Source organism: Achromobacter sp. ACM04, assembly GCF_014851465.1.
In the GTDB taxonomy this organism is placed as follows: Bacteria; Pseudomonadota; Gammaproteobacteria; order Burkholderiales; family Burkholderiaceae_B; genus Achromobacter; species Achromobacter aegrifaciens.
The window spans coordinates 1,772,139-1,793,463 of record NZ_JACUZS010000001.1 but is presented as its reverse complement, the minus strand read 5'-3'; the positions used below and the strand labels follow the sequence as shown (position 1 = coordinate 1,793,463).

General features: G+C 67.4%; 20 protein-coding genes. 15 read left to right on the top strand and 5 right to left on the bottom strand.

All coding sequences use genetic code 11. The features are described 5' to 3' along the window. Positions 1-80: 80 nt before the first annotated feature. Genes IB259_RS08325 through IB259_RS08315 form a run of 3 tightly spaced genes read left to right on the top strand, consistent with a single transcriptional unit; the run spans position 81 to position 2,854 of the window. Complete coding sequence (locus IB259_RS08325; protein ID WP_233564600.1) at positions 81-1,313, top strand: lipoprotein-releasing ABC transporter permease subunit; 1,233 nt, start codon at positions 81-83, stop codon at positions 1,311-1,313. Then, entirely contained in the window at positions 1,306-1,995 is a 690-nt protein-coding gene (locus IB259_RS08320; protein WP_119451237.1) for an ABC transporter ATP-binding protein, read from the top strand. Before IB259_RS08325 ends, IB259_RS08320 begins: the two co-directional genes overlap by 8 nt. Before the next feature lie 40 nt (positions 1,996-2,035). Continuing rightward, positions 2,036-2,854 (top strand): TatD family hydrolase, encoded by an 819-nt coding sequence (locus tag IB259_RS08315; protein ID WP_054456160.1) that lies wholly within the window; start codon positions 2,036-2,038, stop codon positions 2,852-2,854. Positions 2,855-2,866: 12 nt separating this feature from the next. On the opposite strand, the gene IB259_RS08310 is transcribed toward IB259_RS08315, so the two are convergent. Together IB259_RS08310 and IB259_RS08305 are read right to left on the bottom strand one after the other, a co-directional pair. Then, complete coding sequence (locus IB259_RS08310) at positions 2,867-4,258, bottom strand: ATP-binding protein (protein ID WP_054456162.1); 1,392 nt, start codon at positions 4,256-4,258, stop codon at positions 2,867-2,869. Beyond that, a complete protein-coding gene (locus IB259_RS08305; RefSeq protein ID WP_054456165.1) occupies positions 4,258-4,971 on the bottom strand; it encodes a response regulator transcription factor in 714 nt (237 codons plus the stop codon). The genes IB259_RS08310 and IB259_RS08305 overlap by 1 nt, the downstream gene beginning before the upstream one ends. Positions 4,972-5,183: 212 nt before the next feature. On the opposite strand from IB259_RS08305, the gene IB259_RS08300 reads away from it, so the two are divergent. The 5 genes from IB259_RS08300 to IB259_RS08280 are packed head-to-tail and all read left to right on the top strand — an operon-like array spanning position 5,184 to position 10,961. Further along, the gene (locus IB259_RS08300; RefSeq protein WP_119451239.1) at positions 5,184-7,202 is read left to right on the top strand and encodes a ligand-gated channel protein; all 2,019 of its coding nucleotides are present in this window, start codon (positions 5,184-5,186) and stop codon (positions 7,200-7,202) included. 42 nt (positions 7,203-7,244) lie between these two features. Continuing rightward, a complete protein-coding gene (locus IB259_RS08295; RefSeq protein WP_082401124.1) occupies positions 7,245-8,195 on the top strand; it encodes a siderophore ABC transporter substrate-binding protein in 951 nt (316 codons plus the stop codon). A gap of 33 nt (positions 8,196-8,228) precedes the next feature. Further along, positions 8,229-9,221, top strand: coding sequence for an ABC transporter permease (locus IB259_RS08290; protein WP_054456168.1), 993 nt, complete (start codon positions 8,229-8,231; stop codon positions 9,219-9,221). Continuing rightward, entirely contained in the window at positions 9,214-10,200 is a 987-nt protein-coding gene (locus IB259_RS08285; protein ID WP_175181406.1) for an iron chelate uptake ABC transporter family permease subunit, read from the top strand. The genes IB259_RS08290 and IB259_RS08285 overlap by 8 nt, the downstream gene beginning before the upstream one ends. Further along, on the top strand, positions 10,197-10,961 hold the full coding sequence (locus tag IB259_RS08280; protein WP_119451240.1) for an ABC transporter ATP-binding protein: 765 nt from the start codon (positions 10,197-10,199) through the stop codon (positions 10,959-10,961). Before IB259_RS08285 ends, IB259_RS08280 begins: the two co-directional genes overlap by 4 nt. Here IB259_RS08280 and IB259_RS08275 read toward each other — a convergent pair. From IB259_RS08275 to IB259_RS08265, 3 genes are all read right to left on the bottom strand, one after another. Next, complete coding sequence (locus IB259_RS08275) at positions 10,958-13,042, bottom strand: 5'-nucleotidase C-terminal domain-containing protein (RefSeq protein WP_175162184.1); 2,085 nt, start codon at positions 13,040-13,042, stop codon at positions 10,958-10,960. The genes IB259_RS08280 and IB259_RS08275 overlap by 4 nt on opposite strands. Positions 13,043-13,158: 116 nt before the next feature. Continuing rightward, entirely contained in the window at positions 13,159-13,977 is an 819-nt protein-coding gene (thiM, locus tag IB259_RS08270) for a hydroxyethylthiazole kinase (RefSeq protein WP_192328522.1), read from the bottom strand. A gap of 15 nt (positions 13,978-13,992) precedes the next feature. Continuing rightward, positions 13,993-14,724, bottom strand: a complete 732-nt coding sequence (locus tag IB259_RS08265; protein ID WP_088141226.1) for a GntR family transcriptional regulator — start codon at positions 14,722-14,724, stop codon at positions 13,993-13,995. A gap of 217 nt (positions 14,725-14,941) precedes the next feature. On the opposite strand from IB259_RS08265, the gene IB259_RS08260 reads away from it, so the two are divergent. Genes IB259_RS08260 through IB259_RS08230 form a run of 7 tightly spaced genes read left to right on the top strand, consistent with a single transcriptional unit; the run spans position 14,942 to position 21,323 of the window. Beyond that, positions 14,942-15,811: a fumarylacetoacetate hydrolase family protein gene (locus IB259_RS08260; RefSeq protein ID WP_175162197.1), complete on the top strand. Its 870-nt coding sequence runs from the start codon at positions 14,942-14,944 to the stop codon at positions 15,809-15,811. Beyond that, positions 15,804-16,802 (top strand): ornithine cyclodeaminase family protein, encoded by a 999-nt coding sequence (locus IB259_RS08255; protein ID WP_054456180.1) that lies wholly within the window; start codon positions 15,804-15,806, stop codon positions 16,800-16,802. The genes IB259_RS08260 and IB259_RS08255 overlap by 8 nt, the downstream gene beginning before the upstream one ends. Positions 16,803-16,861: 59 nt before the next feature. Further along, entirely contained in the window at positions 16,862-17,962 is a 1,101-nt protein-coding gene (locus IB259_RS08250) for a cupin domain-containing protein (RefSeq protein ID WP_054456182.1), read from the top strand. A 35-nt stretch (positions 17,963-17,997) separates the two neighbouring features. Continuing rightward, positions 17,998-18,489 (top strand): aromatic-ring-hydroxylating dioxygenase subunit beta, encoded by a 492-nt coding sequence (locus tag IB259_RS08245; protein WP_054456184.1) that lies wholly within the window; start codon positions 17,998-18,000, stop codon positions 18,487-18,489. A 22-nt stretch (positions 18,490-18,511) separates the two neighbouring features. Beyond that, a complete protein-coding gene (locus IB259_RS08240; protein ID WP_054456187.1) occupies positions 18,512-19,780 on the top strand; it encodes an aromatic ring-hydroxylating dioxygenase subunit alpha in 1,269 nt (422 codons plus the stop codon). Between the two features lie 2 nt (positions 19,781-19,782). Beyond that, the gene (locus IB259_RS08235; protein WP_054456189.1) at positions 19,783-20,103 is read left to right on the top strand and encodes a non-heme iron oxygenase ferredoxin subunit; all 321 of its coding nucleotides are present in this window, start codon (positions 19,783-19,785) and stop codon (positions 20,101-20,103) included. Continuing rightward, positions 20,100-21,323 (top strand): NAD(P)/FAD-dependent oxidoreductase, encoded by a 1,224-nt coding sequence (locus tag IB259_RS08230; protein ID WP_192328519.1) that lies wholly within the window; start codon positions 20,100-20,102, stop codon positions 21,321-21,323. Before IB259_RS08235 ends, IB259_RS08230 begins: the two co-directional genes overlap by 4 nt. Positions 21,324-21,325: the final 2 nt, after the last annotated feature.

Sequence of the window (21,325 nt, the reverse complement as noted above, 5' to 3'; positions counted from 1 at the left end):
GGAATCCAGGCGGTTAATGCCATAATGCGCTCGTGCTGAAAATACCCTACGAACTATGGATAGGCGCCCGCTATGCCGGGTTGGCCCGAATCCGCCAGCGACGCGGCCGCCGCGATCGCTTCATCTCCTTCATCGCCGCCAGTTCCATGGCGGGCATCGCGCTGGGCGTTGCCGCCCTGATCGTGGTGCTGTCCGTGATGAACGGCTTCCAGAAGGAAGTGCGCGACCGCATGCTGTCGGTGCTGCCGCACATCGAACTCTACATCCCCGGCGCGGCGCCGGAGCGGGTGCTGGAGAGATGGCAGGAGTTCGCTTCCGCCGCCGAGAAGAATCCCGCCGTCAAGGCCGGCGCTCCGTTCGTGGCGGCGCAGGGCATGCTGGTGCGCGGGCAGGCCTTGCGCGGCGTGCAGGTGCGCGGCATCGATCCGCAGACCGAAGGCAATGTGTCGGACCTGCCGCGCCAGATGGTGTCGGGCAAGCTCGCCGACCTCAAGCCTGGCAGCTTCGGCGTGGTGCTGGGCAATGAACTGGCCGACGGCATGGGCGTCAAGCTGGGCGACACGCTCCTGATGATGGCGCCGCAAGGCTCGATCAGCCCGGCGGGCTTCACGCCGCGCATGCGCCAGTTCACCGTGGTGGGCGTGTTCTCGTCCGGCCACTACGAATACGATTCTTCGCTGGCCTTCGTCGACGACGAGGACGCCGCCCGCGTGTTCCGCGACAGCGGCACCGCCGGCGTGCGCCTGCGCATCGCCGACATGCAGCGCGCGCCGGAAGTGGCGGCCGAATTGCAGAAGGTGCTGCCGCCCTACATGATGGCCAGCGACTGGTCGCGCAACAACCGCACCTGGTTCGCGGCGGTGAAGACCGAAAAGCGCATGATGTTCCTGATCCTGGCGCTGATCGTGGCCGTGGCCGCGTTCAACCTGCTGTCGTCCCTGGTCATGGCCGTGAAGGACAAGCAGTCCGACATCGCCATCCTGCGCACGCTGGGCGCGGGACCGCGAGAAATCGCCCGCATCTTCCTGGTGCAAGGGGCGCTGATCGGCGTGATCGGCACGCTGCTGGGGGTCGCGGGCGGCATCCTCATTGCCTATAACGTGGACGTGATCGTGCCGTTCATCGAAGGTCTGCTGGGCGTGCATTTCCTGCCGCGCGAAATCTATTTCATCAGCGCCTTGCCGTCGGATCCGCAGATGGGCGACATCGTCACCATCGGCGTGACCTCCCTGGTGCTGTCGCTGCTGGCGACCCTGTACCCCAGCTGGCGCGCCTCGCGCCTGCAACCCGCACAGGTGCTGCGCCATGACTGACATGCTGACTCCCGCACTGCAGGCCGACAACATCGTCAAGGTCTACGACGAAGGCCCTGCGCGCATCGAAGTGCTGAGCAACGTCAGCCTGACCGTGGCGCGCGGCGAAATGGTCGCCATCGTCGGCGCCTCCGGCTCCGGCAAGAGCACGCTGCTGCATATCCTGGGCCTGCTGGACGTGCCCACCAGCGGCTCGGTTTCGGTGGACGGCCAGCTTGCCGTCGGGCTGTCCGAGGCCCGCAAGAGCGCCGTGCGCAACCGCAGCCTGGGTTTCGTCTACCAGTTCCACCACCTGCTGCCGGAGTTCTCGGCGCTGGACAACGTGGCGATGCCGCTGATCGTGCGCCGTGAAAGCCGCGACAAGGCGCGGCAAGCCGCGCACGAGGTCCTGGGCATGGTGGGCCTGGCCGCGCGCGAAGGTCACTTCCCGGGCCAGCTGTCCGGCGGCGAACGGCAGCGCGTGGCGCTGGCGCGCGCCCTGGTTACGCGGCCCGTCTGCGTGCTGGCCGACGAGCCCACCGGCAACCTGGACCGCCACACGGCGCACAATATGTTCGAACTGCTGACGCGGGTGAACCAGGAGTCCGGCACGGCGTTCGCCATCGTCACGCACGACCCGGAACTGGCCGCCCGCGCCGACCGCCAGCTGCTCATGGAAAACGGCCGCCTGGTTTCGGGTTAAGGCGCGCCGGGGGGATAATCCGGGCAAGGAGGTCGCGCCCATGCTGATCGATACCCATTGCCACCTGGATGCCGCCGAGTTCGACGCCGACCGCGAGCAAGTCGCCGACGGCGCCTGCCAGGCAGGCGTGCAGTCCATTGTGATTCCAGCGGTCGAACGCGCCAATTTTTCCGCGGTGCGCGAGCTGGCCGGCAAGACGGCCGGCGGCGCCTATGCGCTGGGCATCCATCCGCTATACGTCCAGCGCGCCAGCGACGCCGATCTGGAAGCGCTGCGCGCTGCCGTCAAGGATGCGCTGGGCGATCCTCGCTTCGTCGCCATCGGCGAGATCGGCCTGGATTTCTTCGTTCCCGAAATAGCCTCCGGCGAACCGCGCGAGCGCCAGGAGCGCTTCTACGCCGCGCAACTGGCGCTGGCTGCCGAGTTCGGCCTGCCGGTGCTGCTGCACGTGCGCAAGTCGCAGGACATCCTCTTGAAGTACCTGCGCCGCCATCCGCGCATCGGCGGCATTGCGCACGCCTTCAACGGCAGCGCGCAGCAGGCGCAGGCATTCATAGACCAGGGATTCGCGCTGGGCCTGGGCGGCGCCATGACCTATGAGCGCGCCTTGCAGATACGCCGCCATGCGGTAGACGTGGACCTGGCGCACCTGGTGCTGGAAACCGATGCGCCGGACATCCCTCCGGCCTGGCTGCATCCGCCGCATCGGCGCAATGCGCCTGCCGAACTGGTCCGCATCGCGGCCACGTTGGCGGAATTGCGTGGCATCACGCCGGCGCAGGTGGCCCATGCCACCACCGCCAACGCCATGCGGGTATTGCCGCGGCTGCCGGCCGCGATCCTGGCCGACGCCGACTGATCGACCCTGGCTTCAGCCGTTCAGGCGCGGCAGTTCCAGCCGCACGCTCAGCCCCTGTGGCGAAATATTGCGGGCCGACATCCTGCCCTTGTGCGCGGCCACGGCGGCCTGGGCAATCGACAGGCCCAGTCCGGCGCCGCTGCCCGGCTTGCGCGCGCCCGAGGCGGTGCGATAGAAGGGCTCGAACAGCGATTGCAGCTCTTCGGCGGCCACGCCGGGCCCATGATCCTCGATCTCCAGGCAGGCTTCGTGCGCGTTCGACAGCAGGCGCACGCGGATCGCGCTGTGCGCGGGCGCAAAGCGCAGGGCGTTGCGCAGTACGTTCTCGATGGCGCTGGCCAGGCTGCAACGGTCGCCGACCAGGGGCACGGGCGCATGCTGGCTCCACTCTATGCGGATCTGCCGGCCGCCAGCCTCAAAGCGTGCGTCCTCGACGACGTCGGACACGAGTTCGGCCAGGTCCAGGGTGTCAGTAGGCACGGGCAGGGCGCCCAGGCGCGCAAGCCGCAAGGTGTTGCCGACCAGCGCGTCCAGGCGTTCGCATTCGAGTTCGATGCGGTCCAGCTGCAGATCCTGGCGCTCGTCCTTGCGCCGCGCGAGCTCCGCCGCCAGCCGCAGCCGTGCAAGCGGCGAACGCAGTTCGTGTGCGATGTTGTGCAGCAGCTGTTCGCGCGTGTCGACCAGCGCCTTCAGCCGGTCGGCCATGGCGTCGAAGTCGCGCGCAAGCTGGCCCAGTTCGTCCTTGCGGCGGGCCAGCTTGGCGGGCGTGTGCGCATCCAGCCGCCCCGCGGACAGGGCATGCGTGGTCTGGCGCAACTGCGCCAAGGGCGCCGTCACGTGGCGGCTCAGGGCCCAGCAGAACGGTGCGGTCACCGCCAGCGCGAACAGCACCAGGGCCAGCGCCACGGGCGACAGGGCCAGCACTTCCCAATGCGATGAATCGAACGGCAGGAACAGCAGCAGCAGTTGCGAACCATCGGGCAAGACCAGCTTTTGCGGTTCCCACCAGGAAACGCGCTCGCCGGTGGGGTCGGCGGGAAGGTAGTCGGCTTTCGGCGAACGGTCCGGCCCGGCGCGGAAATCGCTCAGCCAGTCTTCCATGCGGGCGGGCAGCCGCCGGCCCAGGATGTCCTTGTCCTGGGCGTCCATGACGTAGATCTTCAGCGCCGAGTAGCGCCGGTCCATGGCTTCGACCCAGCGTTCCAGGCCATCCACGCCCTCGCTGCGGGCGATCTGCGCAGCATCGCGCGTGAGATTGCCGGGATTCAGGCCATCCAGGGAATTGAAGCGGTACCAGGCGACCGCGGCCGTCAGCACCATGCCGCAGACCAGGATGACGGCCATCGCACCCCAGAAGGTCAGGAAGGCGCGTCCGAATAGCGAGCGGGTGGGCAGCCAGGCCATCAGTCAGCGCCCGCCAGCACGTAACCCAGGCCGCGCAGGTTGCGGATCGCCAAGGTCTCGGCGCCGCCGTCGCTGCGCAGCTTCTTGCGCAGCGAGCTGATGTGGGTGTCGATGCTGCGGTCGTAGCGGTCCGGCTTGCGGCCCAGCGCGTACAGGCCGATCTGGTCGCGCGCGACCACCTGGCCGGGCGTGCGCATGAGGATTTCCAGGATGCGCTGTTCGGCGCCAGTCAGCGGGATTTCACTGTCGCCCATCCGCAGCACGCCGGTGGCGGCGTCCAGCGACACTGCGCCCAGCGCCAGGGCGGGGCGGGCCGTGTCCGGCACTTCCTCGAAACGGCGCAGCACGGCCGTGATGCGGGCCTTGAGTTCGCGCGGACTGAAGGGCTTGGCCAGGTAATCGTCGGCGCCGAACTCCAGGCCCAGCACGCGGTCCGTCTCGCCGCCGTGGGCGGTGAACATGATGACCGGCCGGCGCGAGCGTTGGCGGTATTGCTTCAGCAGATCCAGCCCGTTGCCGTCGGGCAGCATCAGGTCCAGCAGCACCAGGTCGTAGTCGTCCTGAGCCAACAGGGCCAGGCCCTGCGTGCCGCTATGCGCCAGGGTGAGCTGGCAGTGACCGGGTTCCAGGTACTCGCGCAGCATCTGCGCAAGCTCGACATCGTCGTCAATCAGCAGGATGCGGCGAGTCGCCGGTGCGTGGGAAAAAGGCATGCGTGTCGTCGGTTCTGCATCCGGCAGTTTGGCTTATGGCCGCGGGCCGGAGTGTCAAGAAGTTCAAAGAAGATAAAAGTTGCGGAAAGCGTGTTGCTGGCTCCCGGCAGGTCCAATTCTAATATGAGAATGGTTTTCATTAATAAATACGGGGCAGGACGGACGCCGCACGCGGGGTGGGGCGCGGGCCTGGGACGGGAGAAACTGGAATCATGAGCAGCAAAGAATTGGTCGCCGGCCGGCGCGGTCCGGGTTCGCGCACGCAGTTGGCGGCAGCCCTGTGCGCAGCGGGTTTCGGCGTGGCGCAGCCCGCGTGGGCGCAGAGCGCCGACACCGCAAAGACGCTGGATACCGTGGTGGTGACGGCCTCGGGTTATGAACAGCAGATCCAGGATGCGCCGGCATCGATCAGCGTGATCACCCGCGAGGACCTGGACAAGAAGTTCTACCGCGACATCAACGACGCGCTGGTGGACGTGCCAGGCGTGATCGTCACCGGCGGCGGCGATCGCCAGGACATCAGCCTGCGTGGCATGGGCCCCAAGTACACGCTGATCCTGATCGACGGCAAGCGCCAGAACTCGCGCGAGACCCGCACCAACTCGGACTCCACGGGCGTCGAAGGCGGCTGGACCCCGCCGCTTTCCGCCATCGAGCGCATCGAGGTGGTGCGCGGCCCCATGTCCTCGCTGTACGGCTCGGACGCCATGGGCGGGGTGATCAACATCATCACGCGCAAGGTGCCTTCTGAGTGGGGCGGCGAGATCCGCCTGGACACCACCATCCAGGAAAGCAACAAGTCGGGCGATATCTACCAGGGCAACTTCTACCTGTCCGGCCCGATCAAGACGGACCTGCTGGGCCTGCAGATCTACGGCCAGGCCACGCAGCGCGACGAAGACGACATCGTCGACGGCTTCCGCAAGCGCAACTCGGAAAGCGTCACGGCCAAGCTGGCGCTGACGCCCAACCGCGACCACGACATCGTGCTGGAAGCGACCACCATGCGCCAGAAGCTGCACGAAACGCTGGGCAAGACGGTCGAGCCGCTGCCGCCCGGCCAGGCTTGCGGGCGCAATGGTTGCCCGGCCTCGTCCGATACCGACTACCGCAGCAACAAGTGGGCGCTGTCGCATACCGGACGCTGGGGCTGGGGCGTGTCGGACAGCTATGTGCAGCAGGAAGAGTTCGACAACCGCTCGCGCCAGATGAAGATCAAGAACCTGGACATCCAGACGAGCTGGACCTTGCCCCTGGGTTCGCACATGCTGACCCTGGGCGGCAGCTACCTGAGCCAGCGCCTGAATGACCAGACCGGCAACCAGCTGGCCAACGGCCCCAGCAAGGTGGACCGCTACCAGTGGGCCTTGTTCGCCGAAGACGAATGGCGCCTGACCGAGACCTTCGCCGTCACCACCGGCCTGCGCATGGACGAAGACGAGAACTTCGGCACGCACTTCAGCCCGCGCCTGTACGGCGTCTGGCACATGGCCGACCGCTGGACCCTGAAGGGCGGCGTGTCCACCGGTTTCCGCGCGCCCGACCTGCGCCAGACGGTGGCGGGCTGGGGCCAGGTCAGCCGCGGCGGCAATATGTACGGCAACCCGGACCTGACGCCCGAGAAGTCGGTGACCGAGGAAATCGGCATCCTGTATGACGACGGCGAAGGCTTCAACGCCGGCCTGACGATCTTCAACAACGACTTCAAGGACAAGATCACCCGCGTGGCTTGCCCGGCGACCCAGTGCACGGACGGCCCGAACCAGTTCGGTTCGGACCCGACCACCTACATGAACGTGGACAAGGCCAATTCGCGCGGCGTGGAAGCCAACCTGAAGCTGCCGCTGTCGCGCGACTGGTCCCTGACCAGCAGCTACACCTTCACCAAGTCGGAGCAGAAGTCGGGCCAGTACAAGGGCCAGCCGCTGAACCAACTGCCCAAGCACCTGTTCACCACCACGGTGAACTGGCAGGCCTCGGATGCGCTGCAGGCATGGGCGCGCCTGAACTACCGCGGCAAGGAAAGCCAGCCCATCACCGGCCCCTCGTCCTCGTCGGTGGTCGCGCCTTCCTACACGTTCGTGGACCTGGGCGGTTCGTACCAGGTGAACAAGACGGTGGCGGTGTACGCCGGCATCTACAACTTGTTCGACAAGCAGGTCACGTACGACGACTACGGTTACGTCGAGGACGGCCGCCGCTACTGGCTGGGCGTGGGCGTCAAGTTCTGAGTTTGAAAGGGCGCCTGGCGCCCGCAACATGAAGAGGTACGCATGAAGAAGCAAATGCAGGCAGGCCGCGTCCGGCGTTGGGCGATGCAGGCCGGGGCCGCGCTGGTCCTGGGCGCCGCCACGGCGGTATGCGCCGCGCAGGCGACGGTGCCGGTGAAGCACGCGCGCGGCGAAACCGCCGTGCCGGCCAACCCGGCGAAGACAGTGGTGATGGACCTGGCCGTGCTGGACACCCTGCATGCGCTGGACGTAAACGTGGCGGGCGTGCCGACGGTGGCCAAGTGGCCGCCGCAGCTCAGCCAGTATGCCGATCAGCGCTACCTGAAGGTGGGGTCGATGTTCGAGCCCAACTACGAGGTGATCCACGCCGCCGCGCCGCAACTCATCTTCGTCGCGGGCCGCTCCGCGCCCAAGTACGACGAGCTCGCCAAACTGGCGCCCACCGTGGACCTGACGGTCAATGCGAAGGACCTGGTCGGCAGCGTGACGCGCAACACCGAAACGCTGGCCGCCATCTACGGCAAGCAGGATGTCGCCAAGACCAAGCTCGACGCCCTGCGCGCTTCGATCGCGGACCTGAACGGCAAGGCGGCCAACGCCGGCACCGCGCTGATCGTGCTGACCACTGGCGGCAAGATGAGCGCCTACGGTCCGGGTTCGCGCTTCGGCGTGATCCACGACGCCTTCGGCATCAAGCCGGCGACGACGGGGCTGAGCGTGTCGAACCACGGCCAGGCGATCTCGTTCGAGTTCATCGCCCAGACCGACCCCGACTGGCTGTTCGTGATCGACCGCGACGCCGCCATCGGCCGTGAAGGCGTGTCGGCCCAGCGCATGCTGGACAACGAGCTGGTGCGTCCGACCAAGGCCTGGAAGAACAAGCGCGTGGTGTACCTGAACGGCTACAACTGGTACCTGCTGGGCAGCGCGGGCTTGACCGCCATGCAGCAGAACGTGGACGAGATCGCGGCCGCGCTGGCCGCGGGCAAGTAAAGCCTGATGCGTGAGCGGCGGGAGTAATCGCGGGTGAGTTGGCGGCAGTCGATAGGCGGTTGGGGCGGGCTGGCGGCGGCAGTGGGCTTGCTGCTGGCCCTGTGCGCGGCCAGCGTCAGCCTGGGCGCGGGGCAGCTCAGCCTGTCCGCGCTGTGGGGCAATGGCGACGAGGCCGAGCGCGCCTGGCGCCTGCTGATGGTCAGCCGCATTCCCCGCACGCTGGCCTTGCTGCTGGCCGGCATGTCGCTGGCGGTGGCGGGGCTCATCATGCAGATGCTGGTGCGCAACCGCTACGTCGAACCCACCACGGCCGGCACCGTGGAGTCCGCCACACTGGGCATACTCGTGGTCACGCTGCTGGCGCCGGATACGCCCGTGATCGGCAAGATGCTGACGGCCACGGGCTTTGCGCTGGCGGGCACCCTGCTGTTCCTGGCGCTGCTCAAGCGCGTGCCGCTGCGCACGCCCTTCATCGTGCCGCTGATCGGCCTGATCCTGGGCGGGGTGATCCACGCCGCCACCACCTTCGTCGCCTACCGCTACGACCTGCTGCAGTCGCTGCACGCCTGGACCACGGGCGATTTTTCCGGCGTGCTGCGGGGACGTTATGAACTGCTATGGATAGGCTTCGGCCTGGCCTGCGCGGCTTACGCGGCGGCCGATCGCTACACCGTGGCCGGCATGGGCCGCGAGTTCGCCGCCAACCTGGGCTTGAACCATGCGCGGCTGACGCTGGCCGGACTGCTGATCGTGTCGGCGATTTCGGCCGTGGTGGTGGTGACGGCGGGCGGCATACCCTTTCTGGGCCTGATCGTGCCCAACGCCGTCAGCCTGGTGCTGGGCGACAACATGCGTCGCTCCATTCCCTGGGTGGCGGTGCTGGGCGGCGTGTTCGTGCTGGCCTGCGACGTCATCGGCAGGCTGGTGATCCATCCCTACGAGATTCCCATCGGCACTGTGGTCGGCGTGCTGGGCAGCATCCTGTTCCTGTGGCTGTTGCGCACGCGGAGGAACCGGCTTGGCTGAACTCGCCATCTCCGCGCCGGCGCCGGTCCGTGCGCCGCAAACCTGGCGTCTGTGGCTGCTGGGCGCTCTTGCGCTGATCTGCGCCATCGCCTTCATGACGCTGGGCGCTAACGGCCAGTGGTCCTTCGTGATTCCGTTCCGCGGCGCCAAGCTGGCGGCGATGCTGCTGGTGGCCTATGCCGTGGCGGTGTCGTCGGTGCTGTTCCAGACGATCACCCACAACCGCATCCTGACGCCGGCCATCATGGGCTTTGACGCCCTGTACCTGCTGATACAGGCCGTGGTGGTGTTCGGCTTCGGCCAGGCGGCCACGGCCGCCAGCCATCCGGTGGCCGCCTTCCTGCTGGAGGTCGGCGCCATGACGGCGTTCGCCTGCCTGCTGTTCCGCTGGCTGTTTTCGGACGCGGTGCGCAGCCTGCACCTGATGATGCTGGTGGGCATCATCTTCGGCCTGTTGTTTCGCAGCCTGTCCAACTTCGTGGTGCGGCTGATCGACCCCAATGAATTCCTGGTGTTGCAGGACCGCATGTTCGCCAGCTTCAATACCGTGCGTGTGGGCCTGTTGCCGATCGCGCTGGCCGCGGTGTGCGCGGCGTCGCTGCTGGTGTGGCGCATGCGGCGTCGCTACGACGTGCTGGCGCTGGGCCGCGACATTGCGGTGAACCTGGGCGTGGACTATCGCCGCACGCTGATGCTGACGCTGGCCGCCATCGCGGTGCTGGTGTCGGTGTCCACCGCGCTGGTGGGGCCGGTGACATTCTTCGGCCTGCTGGTCAGCAACCTGGCCTATCAGGCCATGGGGTCCGACCGGCACCGCCACACGGTTCCAGCGGCCGTGCTGCTGAGCGTGATCTTCCTGGTGGGCGGCCAGACACTGCTTGAACGCGTGCTGGGCCTGAATACCACCGTCAGCGTGGTGATCGAATTCCTGGGCGGGCTGATGTTCCTCGTCCTGATCCTGCGCAGGGGGCGCCGATGATAGAGATCCAGCAAGTCAGCAAGCAGTACGGCGACAGCGTGGTGGTCGACGACGTCAGCCTGTCGCTGCCCGCGGGGGGCGTGACGGCCATCATCGGTCCCAATGGCGCGGGCAAGTCCACGCTGCTGTCCATGGTCAGCCGGCTGCTGCCGATGTCGGCGGGCCGCGTGCTGGTCGAGGGGCTGGACGTGACCCGGGCCGACAGCCGCGAACTGGCCCGCCGCCTGGCCATCCTGCGGCAGGATAATCACTTGCCGTTGCGGCTGACGGCGAGGGACCTGGTCGCGTTCGGCCGCTATCCGCACACGGGCGGCCGCCTGACGCTGGACGACAAGGCCCACATCGACCGCGCCATCGCCTACCTGAACCTGGAGCCGCTGGCCGACCGCTACCTGGACGAGATGTCGGGCGGGCAGCGCCAGCGCGCCTTCGTGGCGATGGTGCTGTGCCAGGACACGCGCTACGTCCTGCTGGACGAACCCCTGAACAGCCTGGACATGAAGCACGCGGTCGCCATGATGGGCACCTTGCGGCGCGCGGCGGACGAGCTGGGCAAGACGGTGGTGCTGGTGCTGCACGACATCAACTTCGCGTCCACATACGCGGACCGCATCGTGGCGATGCGGGCGGGGCGCATCGCGCATCAGGGGACTCCGGCCGAACTGGTCCGGCCGGAGGTCCTGAGCGAACTTTACGAGCTGCCGATCGAGGTGCACGAGATCGGCGGCCGGCGCATCTGCGTGTACTACCGCCAGCCTTAGCGGCTGAGGTCCACCGCGTAGCGCGACAACTGGGTCACGGAGTCGGGCGTGGCGTCGTGCACCGTGACGTTGTCCACGCCATGCGCCGCGGCCATGGCCAGGGTGCCCGGCACCGACGAAAACACCACCGGACCGGCCAGGGCGCCCACCCGCGCAAAGCGCCAGCTGCGGTCCAGGCCGTAGGTCGCCAGATCCAGGTCCGGGTGCTTCCTGATGTAGCTGATCAGCACGTCGCGGCTGGCGTCCGGGGCTTGCAGCACGATGTCTCCCTTGCCGCCGGCCAGGCCGGGGAAGTCGCCGCCGCCGCTGGCGCGGTAGTTGTTCGTGACCACCAGGAACTGCGCGGCGGGGTCTAGCGGCGCGCCCTGGTACGTCAGCTTCGTGATGCGCGAGCCCTTGGGGCGGGTGACGTCGATTTCATACCGCAGGGCATTGCCCGCGGCATACAGCACGTCGAAGTTGAAGGTCGGGAAGCCCGTGTCGATCAGGTCCTGCGGCGCGACCTGGCCCGGGTCGATCTGCCTGAACTGCTCGGCAGTCTTCTCCAGCCACTGGCGCACGATGTCGCCGCTGACCCGCACCACTTGCAAGGTGTTCGGGTACAGGTAGAGATCGGCGGCGTTGTTGATGGCGATGTTGCCCTGCTTTACGTAGGTGAAGTCGCCCGGACCGTTGCGTCCGCCCTTGAAGGGCGCAGCCGCCGACAGGATGGGCAGGGCGGCGTATGACGGCTTGTTCTTGGCGATGTAGTCCGTCAGATAATCGATCTGCGCCATGTTGACGATCTGCAGCGCCGACACGTCGCCCGCCAGCGCGTAATAGGTCGCCATGTCGAACCGGCTCTGGCCGATGGGCGTTTTGACATAGGAAATGGTGGCGGCGTGTTCAGCCTGCACCAGCTGTTGCACGGCGGCATCGGGTTCGACGTAGGTCGCGGGCGTGGCGCCGTTCTGCGCGGTCAGGCGCGTGGAGATGCGCTGCACGCGCGTGGCGTCCTTCTGCACCTGCCAGCCTTTGTCATAGGCAAGCTTGAGCGTGATCTGGCCGAGGTTGTTGCCCCATTGGCCGGCCTGCACCGCCGGCACGCCGTTGATCAGGCCTTTCTCCAGATTTATGCCGGGCTGGCCCGCGAATTGCGACTTGGCATTGGTGTCGGGGAACAGCAGGTGCTGGTGGCCGGTGATTAGCGCGTCGATACCGGCCACCTGGCTCAGGTAGCCGGCGCCGTTCTCCATGGCCGGGCTGTACTCGGTGAGCATGTCGATGCCGCCATGCGCCAATGCCACCACCAGGTCCGCGCCGGCCGCGCGCATTTCCGGCACGTAGCGCTGCGCCGATTCCTTCCAGCCGGCGACTTCCACGTGGCCTTCCAGATTGGCCTTGTCCCATTGCAGGATGGGCGGGGGCGCAAAGCCGATCACGCCGACTTTCAGCGCGACCTCGATCTGCTTGCCGTTGGGGTCGGTGGCCTTGAAGGTCTTGTTCAGCAGGACCCAGGGCTTGAAGATGGGCTGTTTGCTGGCGGCAGACACCACGTTGGCGGAGACGAAGGGAAAGCCCGGCGCTGCGCAGTCCTTGGCGCCGGCGGAATTGGTCTGCGCCGTGCCCTTGCCGATGCCGGCCAGCCCGAAGTCCGTATTCGTGACTTGCGACAGGAAGGGCAGGCCGTAGTTGAACTCGTGGTTGCCCAGCGTGGCCGCGTCATAGGCCAGCAGCTTCATCTGCTTGTAAATCGCCAGCATGTCGCTGCATTGCACCGGCGCCACCAGCGCCTGGTAATCGGACAGGGCCGTGCCCTGGATGGTGTCGCCGTTGTCGAACAGCAGGGTGTTGGCGTTCTCTTTGCGGGCATTGGCGATCAGCGTGGCCGTGCGGTCCACGCCGTAGCTTTTGTCCTCGGCCAGCTTGTAGTAGTCGTAGCCCAGCACGTTGGCATGCAGGTCGGTGGTGCCGAGGATGGCCACGTCCAGCGTGGAACCCTGGGGCACGCTCGCCTGCGGCGGCGTCTGCGGCGCGTCATCGTCGTCATCATCGCCGCCACAGGCGGCCAGGCCCGCCAGCAGCGCGGCGCTGGCGGACATCGCAAGGATCTTTCCTAGATTCGGCTTCACCGTCTTTCCTCCGGGTTTGAAGGAAAGAAATTCTGGGGACAGTGTGTGACCCGCCCGTGACATGAGCGGATGCCGCGGTGTCCCGCCTAGCGCAGCGGCGATTCGCCGCTGAGGTCGTCCGCATCCAAAGCCGCCAGCGCATCCAGGAAGCGCCACGCGAAAGATCCGGGTCCTTCCGCCTGTGCGCCGGCGCGCCGCCCCGCGATGGCGAAGCACGACAGGGCGGCGACTGCCGCGGAAAACGGGTCAGTCCTGGATACTGCGGCGCAGGCGCCTACGGCCGCCGTCAGCGCGCAGCCGGTGGCTGTGACGCGCGGCATCAAGGGCGAGCCGCCCACGATGCGGACGGCGCGCGTGCCGTCCGTGACGTAGTCGGTCTCGCCCGTCACTGCCACAACGGTTCCGCGGTGGGCGGCGATGGCATGCGCGGACTGCTCCGCCTGCGAGACCGCGTCGCGCGAGTCCACGCCCTTGCTGGCGCTTTGGCCGCCGGCCAGCGCGATGATCTCCGAGGCATTGCCGCGAATGATGGCGGGCCGCAAGTCCAGCAGGCGCTGCACAGCGTCGCGGCGGAATGCGGTGGCATGGTGCGCCACCGGATCCAGCACCCAAGGTATGCCGGCTTCGTTGGCCGAGGCGGCGGTCAGCAGCATGCTGTCCAGCCAGGGCGAGGACAGGGTGCCGATGTTGATCACGACCGCGCCGCAGACGCGCGCGAACTCGGGCGCTTCTTCTTGCGCGTGCACCATGGCGGGCGAGGCGCCCATGGCCAGCAGCACGTTGGCCGCGGTGTTCATGGAAACGAAATTGGTCAGGCACTGCACCAGCGGCGCGTCGCGGCGCAGGGCGGCGACCAGGTCGCGCGAGATCAGCGCCTGGGTGGAAAGGTCAGGAATGGATTGCATGCCGTAGGGTCCTGTTTATGCGCTGACGTCCGACAGTCCGGGCTGCGCGGGCAGGGCGCCGCGCAGCGATTCCAGCAGCACGCGCTTGTTTTCGCGGCTGCGGTAGGCGTGTTCGCGCATCAGGTTTTCGGCGCGCACGGCTTCGCGGCGCGTGATGGCGCGCAGCAGGTCTTCGTGGTCCGCCTGCGCGCGCAGCACGAACGGCGTTTCCAGCAACGACGGCGTGGACGGCAGGGTCAGCGCGGCCGGGCCGGCCAGCGGCGTCTTGTTGTTGTGTTCCAGCGCTGACAACAGCGCGCGGTTGCCCGCGGCTTCGCACAGGATCTCGTGAAAGCGCCGATTGATCTGCCCCCAGGCGCGCGCATCCACCGTGGTATTGGGATCGCGGCGGGCGGGCGCCAGCAGCGCGCGTCCTTCTTCCACCGCTTGCGACAGGCGGTCCAGCACGTCCTGCGAGGCGCCGCGCTCGGCCAGCAGGCGGGCGGCCATGCCCTCGAGCACGCCGCGCACGTCCACCGCGTCGCCGATTTCATCCACCGTAAACGCCCGTACCCGGAAACCGCGCGAAGGCAGCCGTTCCAGCAGGCCCTCTTTTTCCAGCTCGGTCAGGGCAATGCGCAACGGGGTGCGCGACACGCCCAGGCGCGCTGAAAACTGCAACTCGACCACGCGTTCTCCGGGTTGCAGGACGCCCGAAAGCACCATGTCCCGGAGTTCGGAAATGACTTTATCGATTTGTGCGGCCATAGAGAGGAGGGGGGCTGGTTCCGGTCTGTGAGGGCTTTCAGTGTACCGTCAAAATTGCATGCAATAGTCAAGAAAAAAACCTTTATGACCTTGCGATTTATCAAAATTGCATGCAATAATTCGGAAAAACAGCGATTCAAGTGCGGTTAAGGCGACAAATGCATGCAAAGAAATCCGTCAATGCATGCCATAAGCCGCCGCAAGCACAGGAGACAACATGAAGCTCGTCAGCTTCGTTCAGGCAGGCCGTAGCGCCTGGGGCGTGGTGCGCGGCGCCGAAGTCGTGGCGTTGACCCAGGTCTGGCCCGACATGGTCGCGGCGCTGGAGGCAGGGGTGGAACAGATTGCGCGCGCCGCGGAGACGGCCGGCCAGCCCTGTATGCCCTTGGCCGGGCTGCGCCTGCTGCCCCCGGTCGTGGCGCCGCGCAAGATTCTCTGCGTGGGCCTGAACTACGGCCGCCATGTGGCCGAGGCCGGACGCGAACTACCGGCGTACCCCTCGCTGTTCGCGCGCTTTGCAGACAGCTTCGTCGGCCACGGCGAGGCGGTGTGGAAGCCGCAAGCCTCCGATCGCTTCGATTACGAGGCCGAACTGGCCGTGGTGATCGGCAAAGGCGGTCGCCATATCGCCGCCAAGGACGCCCTGGCGCACGTGGCTGGCTACACCTGCATGGCCGAGAACTCCGTGCGCGATTTCCAGAAGCACAACGCGCAGGTGACGCCGGGCAAGAATTTCGAGCGCAGCGGCGCGCTGGGTCCCTGCCTGGTCACCGCCGACGAGATCGGCGACCCGGCCGGCCTGGAAGTCATTTCCCGCCTCAATGGCGAGGTCATGCAGCACGGCCAGGTGTCCGACCTGATCTTCCCCATCCCCGAGCTGATCGCCTACATCAGCAGCTTCACCCGCCTGTCGCCGGGCGACGTGATCGCTACCGGCACGCCTGAAGGCGTGGGCTCCAGCCGCAAGCCGCCACGCTTCATGAGCGCCGGCGACACGCTGGAAGTCGAGATTCCCGGCATCGGGACGCTGGTCAACACAGTGGCGGACGAGCCCGCCGCCGACGAACAAGGAGACGCGCATGTCTGATGCGCTGCGGTACCTGACGGAACGGGACGTGGTCTCGGTCCTGGATATTCCCAAGGCGATCGAAGCCCTGCATGCCATGCTGGTCGCGCAAGGGCGCGAACAGGCGCGCAACCTGCCCAAGGCGCTGGCGACCTGGGGCGACGGCAGCTCGATGCATGCATTGGGTTCGGTGCAGACCGGCGCCGGCGGCTACGCGGGTTTCAAGACCTGGGTCCATACCAAGAGCGGCGGAGGCTCGCTGTTCAGCCTGTTCGACGCCGAGTCGGGATTCCTGCGCGCCGTAATCGAGGCGCGCGCGCTGGGCATGCTGCGCACCGCGGCGATCAGCGGAGTCGCCACGCGCGCGCTGGCGCCGGCCGACGCCGCCTGTGCCGCGCTGATCGGCACTGGTCCGCAGGCCGTCACCCAATTGGCCGCGCTGGCCGCCGTGCGCGACCTGCGCCGCGTGCGCGTCTACAGCCCCACGCCGGAGAAGCGCCGCGCCTTTGTCGCCAGCGTGCAAGGCAAGTATCGATTCGAGGTCGAGGAAGCGGCCAGCCTGGAACAGGCGCTGGCCGGCGCGGAGATCGTCACCTTGATCACGCGCGCCGTCGAGCCTTTCGTGGATGCGGCCATGCTGGCCGACTGCAGGCACCTGAACGCCGTCGGCGCGATCCTGCCGGCCAAGGCCGAATTCGCGCAGGACGTGTTCGAACGCGCGGACCGCGTGGTGGTGGACGACCTGGAGAACGCCCGCCGCGGTTCGCGTGAACTGCGCGAACGCTTTGGCGCCGACGGCGCGCCGTGGCAGGGCGTGGCGGTGCTGAGCGACTTGCTCGCCGCCGGCGAGGGCCGCCCGCAAGGCGCGCGGCTGACGATCTTCAAGGGCATGGGCATGGGCCTGTCCGACCTGGCGATGGCGCGCGTCGTGTACGAGCACGCCCGCGACCACGGCCTGGGCGTGGCGCTGCCGCCCCAGACCCGCGAGAACCTGCTGCTGGCGCAGCCCTGATACCGAATTCGCATAACCGTACAGCCGGCGCAGGGCGCCGGCGGCAAGAGGAGACATACATGTTCGTAGACGTCAGCGGCGCCAGTCCGCGGGAACAAAACAAATGGCCGTCCATCGTCATCCCCAAGGAGGATATCGATCTCGAGATTGCGCGCCTGACCGACGCGCCCCGGCCGGACAACGGCCGCCGCGCCTCCCTCATCGTGCACCCGGAAGCCACGGCGCCGGGCCTGGGCCTGGCCCCGGGAACGGACGTCACCATCAACGTGGTCAATCCGGGCGAAAGCACCTTCAACCTGCGCAAGAACTCCAACATGCTGGAGATCTGTATCAGCGGCGAGGGCGTGGCCACGGTGGCCGGGCGTGACATCCGCGTCGGGCATTGGGACGTCTGGAACACCCCCGCCATGCAGGTGCATTCCTATCGCAACGAGGGCAAGACGCCCTGGGTGCGCCTGTCGTATTCCAACGCGCCGCTCTTGGAAAAGCTGGAGATCCACTACGTCGAGGAGTTCGAGGGCAGCGTGCCGCCGGCCGACGCCAACACCAAGCCGGTGCCGCCGCGCGCGCCCGACGCGGCCCGTTCGCGCGACCTGGCGCTGCGCGAGCAGATCACGCCCGAGGGCGCCTGGCTGCTGGGCTATGAATGGCTGATCGACATCGACGTGCTGGAATCCAAGGCGCTGCATTGGCCCTGGGCCGCGGTGTCGCGCCAATTGCCCAGCGTCGAGGACATGGCGCGCGGCTACAACGGCCGTCGCCTGTTCGTGCTGTACAACCCAGCGACCGAACGCCGCATCGGCACCACGCACAGCTTCTTCGCGACGATTTCCTCGTCGCCGCCGGACAACCACCATGTGCCGCACCGTCACAGCTCGTCGGCCATCAACTACTACCTGCGCGGCAACGGCTACAGCAAGGTCAACGGCACGCGGCTGGACTGGAAGGCGGGCGACCTGATCCTGTCGGCGCCGGGCTGGGCCATGCACTCGCATCACTCGGGCACGGAAACCACCTCCGCGCTGACGGTGCAGGACCATCCGCTGCAGATCGCCATGGAGTCGCTTATCTGGCAGGAGCGCATGCAGGAACCCATCCTGGCGCTGGGCAGCCAGAGCGGCTTCGAGAGCAACCGCGCGCAGCTGGCCGCGGCCCGATAGGACGCGATTTCCTAGAACCGATACCTGGATCCGCAATGACCATGACCGAGCTTTCCGATACCCCGTCGCTGCGCGCGCGCCTGCGGGACTTCTATGACGATTACGCCTACTGCCTGGACGAAGACCGGCTGGAGGACTGGCCTGCATTTTTCACCGAAGACTGCCATTACCGGGTGCTGTCGCGGGAGAACCATGACGCCGGCCTGCCCCTGGGCCTGATCTATTGCATGAACAAGAACATGGTGCGTGACCGCGTTACGGCCTTGCGCGAAACCACCATGTTCGAGCCGCGTTCGCTGCGTCACTTCATCAGCGGCGTGCGCGTGCTGGAAGTGCAGGGCGACCACATCGTGGCGCAGGCCAACTTCGCCGTGATGGAGTCGCTGTCCGACCGCGAGCCCACCTTGAACATGGTGGGCCGCTATCTGGACGTGGTGCGCGTAACGCCCGAGGGCCTGGCCTTCAGCCGCCGCGATTGCGTGTACGACAACTACCGTGTGCGCACTTCGCTCATCGTTCCCATCTGAATCCGCCCCGAGGATACCCATCATGACCTGTACCCACAGCACCGCGCCAGAGGCTCCGGCGGCGGCTCCCATCCATATCGAGCGCCGCTGGCCCAAGGAAGGCTATACGCGCATCCCCAACTGGGTCTACACCGATCCCGCCATCTTCAAGAAGGAGATGGACGTTTTCTTCGGAGGCAAGACCTGGAACTACGTGGGCCTGGAGTGCGAAGTGCCCGAGGTTGGCTGCTACAAGCGCAACTGGATCGGCGACCGCCCCGTGGTCATGGTCCGCAATGCGGAAGGCGAGATCAACGTGTTGGAAAACCGCTGCGCGCACCGCGGCGCGCAGATCTGCTGGCAGAACACCGGCAAGGTCGAGGACTTCACCTGCCCGTACCACCAGTGGAACTATGACCTGAACGGCAATCTGCAGGGCGTGCCGTTTCGCCGGGGCGCCATGGGCAAGGGCGGCATGCCGCGCGACTTCGATCCCAAGCAGAACGGCATCCGCAAGCTGCGCAGCGTGAATCGCGGCGGCTCGATCTGGGCCACCTTCGCCGAGGACGCGCCCAGCTTCGAGGACTATTGCGGTCCGGAAGTGCTGGCGGAAATCGACCACATGCTGCCGGGCAAGCCGCTCAAGCTGCTGGGCTACAGCCGCCAGCTGATCCCCAGCAATTGGAAGATGTACCTGGAGAACCTGAAGGATCCGTACCACGCCACGCTGCTGCACACCTTCTACATCACCTTCGGCCTGTGGCGCGCGGACTCCAAGTCCGAATGCATCCCCACCGGCGGCGGCGCGCACAGCGTGATGGTGTCGCACAACGAGGGCAAGAAGAAGACCGAGGCCACCACGGAAATGAGCCGTTTCCGCGACGACCTCGAACTGCTAGACCTCGAAACCGTGACGCCGCGCGCCGAGTTCAACCGCGGCCGCGTCGGCGGCGCGTGGGTGTTCCCGGCCGCGCAGTTCGGCATCCAGGCCAACTCGCTCAAGACCCGCCACGTCATTCCGCGCAGCCCGACCGAGCACGAACTGGTGTTCACCTATTACGGCTACGAAGACGACGACGAGGAGATGACCCGCCTGCGCCTGAAGCACGCCAACCTGCTGGGTCCGGCCGGCTTCGTGTCGATGGACGACAGCGAAATGCTGAACCAGGTGCAGATCGGCGTCACCGGCTATCCGGAAGAGCGCGGCATCATCGAGATGGGCGGCCGCGATACCGAGCCCGCCGACTACATGGTGACCGAGGTGCTGATCCGCTCCTTCTACGATTACTACCGCAAGGCGATGGGGCTGTGAGCATGGATACCTGGAAACCCGTGGCGATGGTGTCGGACATTTCCCCCGACACCGGCACCCTGCGCGTGGTGCATGAAGGCGAGGGCGTCTGCCTCTACAACCTGCAGGGCGATATCTGCGCCACGCAGGACCGCTGTCCGCACGGCAACGCCAGCCTGGCCGACGGCTACCTGGAAGACGGCACCATCGAGTGTCCGCTGCACCAGGGCGTCTTCGACATCCGCACCGGCAAGCCGCAATGCCCGCCGGTCACGACGGACCTGCGCCGCTACGAGGTGCGGGTGGAGTCGGGCACGGTCTACCTGAAGGCGGAAGCCGCATGAACTCCGGCGCCATCGTGGTGGTCGGCGCGGGTCAGGCCGGCGGCTGGGCCGCGACGACCTTGCGCGAACGCGGCTACGAAGGCCGCATCGTGCTGCTGGGCGATGAGCCCCACGCGCCTTACGAACGCCCGCCTTTGAGCAAGGCGGTGCTGGGCGGCCAGGCCGTGCCCGAAAGCACCGAGCTGTTTTCGGCCGAGCGGCTGGCGGCGCTGCGCATCGAGTTCCAGCCGGGCGTGGCGGCGACGCGGCTGCGCGTGGCCGACAGGCAGGTGGATACCTCGGACGGCGGCAGCATCGCCTACGACAAGCTGATCCTGTGCATGGGCGGCAGGCCGGTAGTCCCCGCGCTGCCCGGCGTAAACGGTCCCGGCGTGCACGTGCTGCGCACCCGCGACGACGCGCTGCGCCTGCGCGCCAGCCTCGGCCCGGGCCGCCGCCTGGTCGTGGTCGGGGGCGGCTGGATCGGGCTGGAAGTGGCGGCGACGGCGCGCCAGTCCGGCAGCGCCGTCACCGTGCTGGAGCAGGGGGCGCGGTTGTGCGCCCGCAGCGTGCAGCCTGCGGTGTCGGCGCACCTGGCCGCGCTGCATGCCGCCCATGGCGTGGACTTGCGCTTGAACACCGGCCTGCGCGCGGTGCTGGCGCAGGCGGACGGCCGCCCCGTGGCGGAACTTGCCGACGGCACGCGTCTGGATGCGGACGCCATCGTGCTGGGCGTGGGCCTGCGGGCCAATGACGAACTGGCGCGTGATGCCGGCCTGGCCTGCGAACGCGGCGTGCTGGTCGACGAGTATTGCAGGACCTCTGCCCCGGACGTCTATGCGGCAGGGGACGTCGCGGTGCTGACGGCCGAGGACGGCCATGCGCGCATGGAATCGTGGCAGAACGCGCAGGACCAGGGCACGGCAGCCGCGCTGTCGGCCTTGGGCCTGGGCGAACCTTATGCGCCGACCGGCGCCGTCTGGTCGGAGCAATACGACGCCATGGTGCAGATCGTCGGATTCCCGGGCCTGGCCCGCAGCGAAGTGCTGCGGCCGCAGGCAGGGGAGCGCGCCTTGCTGTCGGTGGCGCTGGACGCCAGCGGCCGCGCCGTGGCTGGCGTATCGGTGGATGCGGCGCGCGATTTCCGCCAGCTGCGCAAATGGATCGCGCAGCGCGCGGCCCTGGACCCGGCGTTGCTCGAGCGGCCCGACGTGCCGCTGGCCAGCGCCCAGATCGGATGAGG